The 3978-nt window shown below is 71.6% G+C and carries 4 protein-coding genes; all 4 read right to left on the bottom strand.

The genetic code is table 11. The annotated features are described in order from the left end of the window. The coding region (locus tag Q0A33_RS04865) for a penicillin-binding protein 2 (RefSeq protein WP_291793948.1) at window positions 1-1497 on the bottom strand (1497 nt) is incomplete at its 3' end. A gap of 59 nt (window positions 1498-1556) precedes the next feature. Further along, entirely contained in the window at window positions 1557-2114 is a 558-nt protein-coding gene (locus tag Q0A33_RS04870; protein WP_291793951.1) for a hypothetical protein, read from the bottom strand. After that, window positions 2111-3142 (bottom strand): 16S rRNA (cytosine(1402)-N(4))-methyltransferase RsmH, encoded by a 1032-nt coding sequence (gene rsmH, locus Q0A33_RS04875; RefSeq protein WP_291793954.1) that lies wholly within the window; start codon window positions 3140-3142, stop codon window positions 2111-2113. Before rsmH ends, Q0A33_RS04870 begins: the two co-directional genes overlap by 4 nt. 247 nt (window positions 3143-3389) lie before the next feature. Then, on the bottom strand, window positions 3390-3821 hold the full coding sequence (gene mraZ, locus Q0A33_RS04880; RefSeq protein WP_291793959.1) for a division/cell wall cluster transcriptional repressor MraZ: 432 nt from the start codon (window positions 3819-3821) through the stop codon (window positions 3390-3392). Window positions 3822-3978: the final 157 nt, after the last annotated feature.

The raw sequence follows: 3978 nt of genomic DNA on the forward strand, positions 1-3978 counted from the left end.
GTCGACGACCACGTGCTCGAGCATGTCCAGGACGCTCGCGGCGGTCTCCTCGGACACCACGCGCCGGTCCTCCCGGCGCTCCGTCGGGACGACCCGGCCCGAGGAGTCCACCGTGCCGTCGACGAGGCGCGGGGCGGCCATGACCCCGCCGTTGGCCACCGCGGCCATCGCGGAGGTCGTCTGGATGGCGTTGGCGGACACGCCCTGGCCGAACATCACGGTGTAGGCGGTGCGGCCGTCCCAGTCCTCGACGGGGTGCAGGATGCCGGAGTTCTCCCCCGGGAAGGGGATGCCGGAGCTCTGCCCGAACCCGAAGCGCTCGAGGTAGTCGTGGCGCTGCTGCGGTGTGAGGGCCTCCCCGGCCATGAGCGTGCCGGTGTTCGAGGACTGCGCGAGGATGCCTGCGAGGGTGAGGTTCTCGTCCTCGTGGGGGCTCGAGTCGCGGAACTCCTCGCCGTTGGCGGCCTTCCACGTGTCCGGGACCACGAACTCGTCCTCGGGGGTGGCCAGGCCCTCCTCGAGCAGTCCGGCCACCGTGACCATCTTGGAGGTGGAGCCCGGCTCGAACGCCGCGCTGAACACCCGGGAGCCGCGGTCCGGGGCATCCGCGCCGCCGGGGTTGTTGGGGTCCACGCTGGGCGCCTCCGCGGCGGCGAGGATCCTGCCGGTGCCCACCTCCGTGATGACGACGGTGCCCCATTCCGCCTTGTGCTCCTTGACGGCGGAGGCGATCGCCTCCTGCGCGTAGTGGTGGATCGTGGAGTCGATGGTGAGCCTGATCCCGGTGCCGTCGACGGCCGGGGTGGTGCTGTTGTCGCCCAGCGGGATGCGTTCGCCGCGGGCGCCCCTCTCGTACTGCTGCTCGCCGTCGCGGCCGCGGAGCATCTCGTCGTAGGACAGCTCGAGGCCGGCGAGTGCGGCGCCGTCGGAGCCGACGAAGCCCACGAGGCTGCCGGCGACGCCGCCGGCCGGGTAGGAGCGGATGGTGTACTCCTCGAAGGAGATGCCGGTGATGCCCAGCTCCTCGATCTGCGCCCGCACCTCACTCGTGAGGCCGGTCGCCACCACGTTCCAGCGGGCCTCGCCGTCGAGTTCGGGGAAGAGCAGGCCGGCGTCCGTGTCCAGCACCTTCGCGAGATCCTGCGCAGCCCCCCAGGCCCCCACGAGCTCCGGCTCCGCGTCCTCGTCCGCACCCGCGGGGGTCCGCTCGTACTGCTGGACGTTCTGCTGATCCACGACGAGCCGGTAGCGTGCCGCGTTGCCCGCGAGCAGCGTGCCGTCGGAGGCCTGGATCTCCCCCCGGTCCGCCGGCAGCGCGACGGTGACGAGGCGCCCGGACAGGGCCTTCGCCGCGGCCTGCTTGGTGTCGATGCCCTGGATCGCGACGAGGTTACCCACCACGACAAGGAGGACGATCACGGCGAGCCCGGCCACCAAGCGGAGCCGTCCGGCGGCGGAGAGGCGCCACTTCGTGCGTGCGGCCGTCGTTCTCGGCATCGTTCCCCCTCGCTCCCGGCACTGCTGTCATCTGCGCGGCCCGTCCGCGGGCCGCAGGCTCATCGCTGCGGCTCCTCCTGCCCCGGCGCGACGAACTCCCGCTCGCCGCCGCCCACCACGGGCAGCCGCTCGTCCGAGCGTAGGTTGGGCTTGACGTCTTCGCGCGCATCGGCGCGCGGACCGGGGATCCTCTCAGGAACTTCCCGCTCCGGATCCGCGGCGGGCCCCGGTTCGGTGTGCGTGATCTCACCCGTCCGCTCGTCGAGGAACGCCGGGGACTGATCGCGCACGAGGCCGCGCTCCTCCGCGGTCTCGGCCACGTTCTGCGGGCTCTCCCGGTAGGAGATGTCCTCCACGAGGCGGTCGCGCTCCTCCTGGAGCGCCTCCTGCTGCTGGGTGAGGCTCTCCACCTTGAATGTCGTGTGGGAGACGATGATGTTGCCGACCAGGATGAGGACGACGCCCACCAGCACGATCAGCGCCCCCCAGACCACCACCGGGATCCGCGGGCGGGACACCTGGGGAAGAACGAGGGAGAGCCGGCGCGCGGTGCGCCGGACGAAGCGTTCGGGCGCCGGATGCGCCGGGGCCGTGCTCCAGGACTCGGCGGTGCTCATCGCCGCCCCCTTCCTCCGGCCGCCCGCGCGGGCGCCGGTGTGGATCCGATCTTCTGCACCGCGCGCAGCCGTACGCTGGCCGAGCGCGGGTTCCGCTCGATCTCCGCGGCGTCGGCCTTCTCCGCGCCCCGGGTCAGCGGTGCGAGCCAGGCGCGCATCTCCTCGGGCACCACCGGCAGCTCCGGCGGCGCCTGATCGGTGAGGCCCGCGGCGAACACCCGCTTGACGATGACGTCCTCGAGGGACTGGTAGGACTCCACGACGGCGGTGCCGCCCACGTGGAGGGCGGACAGCGCCGCCGGCAGTGCGGTCGAGAGCGAGTCGAGCTCCCGATTCACCTCGATCCGCAGGGCCTGGAAGGTGCGCTTGGCCGGGTGGGAGCGCTTCCGCTGTGCGGCGCCGCCCTTCCGCCGGCCGCCCGGACCGTCCCCCACCACCCGTTCGAGCAGGCCGGCGAGCTGGTCCGAGGTCTCCCAGGGACGCTCCTCACGGTCCGCGACGACGGCGCGGGCGATCCGCCTCGCCTCGCGCTCCTCCCCGTACTCGCGGAGGATCCGTGCGATCTCCGCCTCCGGATAGGTGTTGAGCACCTCCGCCGCGGTGAGGCCCGCGGACTGGTCCATGCGCATGTCCAGGGGCGCGGGGCGCGAGTAGGAGAAGCCGCGCTCGTCCTCGTCCAGCTGCAGGGAGGAGACCCCCAGGTCGAGGAGGATCGAGCTGATCTCCGAGAGACCGAGGTGCGCGAGGACCTCCTCGAGCTCGTCGTCGACCGCGTGGACGCCGGTGAACCTCTCGCCGAACGGCTCCAGCCGGGCCCGCGCCCGGCTCAGCGCCTCCTGGTCGCGGTCGAGGCCGATCACCCGCGCATCTGGGAACGCGGCGAGGATGCCCTCGGTGTGGCCGCCCATGCCCAGGGTGCCGTCGACGACGACCGGCACGGATCCGGCCGCCCGCGCGGCCTCCACGCCCACGCCCACGAGTTCCACGCAGCGCTCCAGCAGCACCGGAGTGTGTGCGAACTGTTCCACGGCTCCTCCTCCAGCGGGTCCGACCGCCGTGCCCGGAGGCGGCGGTCCACGTACTCATGCGTCCCTCTTGCCTGCTCAGCTGCCTGTGCGGCTCCCGCTGCGGGGAGAGCACCGCGGCGCTGGGTCCAGAACCCCGCCCGCCTGGCCCTGGCGCCGGGGAAGCGCGTCAGGACCCGTGTGCGACTGCGGAACCGGGGAAGTGCCCCGCAGTCCGGGCGGGCGAGGATCTCGATCCAGCGCCGAGGACTCAGATGACCCCAGGGATCACCTCGTCCGCTCTGTCCGCGAAGCCCTGCTCCGTCTCCGCCAGGTACGCCTCCCACGTGGGGGCGTCCCAGATCTCGGCACGGTTGCCCATGCCGATCACGGCGACGTCGCGGTCGAGTCCGGCGTACTGCCGGAGCGTGAGCGGAACAGTGATCCGGCTCTGCTTGTCCGGAGTCTCGGCCGACGCCCCGGAGAGGAAGACACGCAGGTAGTCGCGTGCCTCCTTGCTCGTCATGGGCGCCGCCCGCATCTGCTCGTGCACGCTCTCGAACTCCTGCATGGAGAACACGGACAGGCATCTCTCCTGTCCGCGCGTGAGCACCAGGCCGGACTCGAGCTCGTCGCGGAACTTCGCGGGAAGGATGAGACGGCCCTTGTCGTCCAGACGCTGCATGTGCGTGCCGAGGAACACGGTGTCTCACCCCTCTCGGATCCCCTGGGGGCTCCGATGGCTCCCACTGTACTCCACTGACCTCCACAGTTTGACCTACTCACCCCACAGATGACCAGCAGAAGAATATTTCCGCAGGTCAGATAGGTGGAGGAAAGTGGATGCGATTTCCCTGAAC

Source organism: Brevibacterium sp. (assembly GCF_022712115.1).
GTDB lineage: Bacteria > Actinomycetota > Actinomycetes > Actinomycetales > Brevibacteriaceae > Brevibacterium > Brevibacterium salitolerans.